This window comes from Christiangramia aestuarii (genome assembly GCF_009735585.1).
In the GTDB taxonomy this organism is placed as follows: Bacteria; Bacteroidota; Bacteroidia; order Flavobacteriales; family Flavobacteriaceae; genus Christiangramia; species Christiangramia aestuarii.
Genome location: NZ_VJVW01000083.1, coordinates 1 through 454, shown reverse-complemented (window position 1 = coordinate 454; position 454 = coordinate 1). Strand labels below are relative to the sequence as shown.

Sequence of the window (454 nt, the reverse complement as noted above, 5' to 3'; positions counted from 1 at the left end):
CGACCTCGATGGCGCCTGGCTGACCCCGGGGTTGATCGACTGCCACACCCACGCGGTGTTCGGCGGCAACCGCAGCGGCGAATTCGAGCAGCGCCTGGAGGGCGTCAGCTACGCCGAGATCGCCGCCGCCGGCGGCGGCATCGCCAGCACCGTACGCGCCACCCGCGAGGCCAGCGAGGAAGAATTGCTGGCCAGCGCGCGCAAGCGCCTGGAGCCCTTGCTGCGCGACGGCGTGACGGCGCTGGAGATCAAGTCCGGCTACGGCCTCGACCTGGCCAGCGAACGCAAGATGCTGCGGGTCATCCGCCGCCTCGGCGAACGCCTGCCGGCGACCGTGCGCAGCACCTGCCTGGCTGCCCATGCGCTACCGCCGGAATACGCCGGGCGCGCCGACGACTACATCGAGCATATCTGCTCGACGATGCTCCCCGCGCTGGCCGGGGAGGGACTGGTG

The 454-nt window shown here is 71.6% G+C and carries 1 protein-coding gene; it reads left to right on the top strand.

The features are described 5' to 3' along the window. Positions 1–454: amidohydrolase family protein (locus FLP08_RS17010; protein WP_500681181.1), on the top strand; the 454-nt coding region annotated here is incomplete at both ends.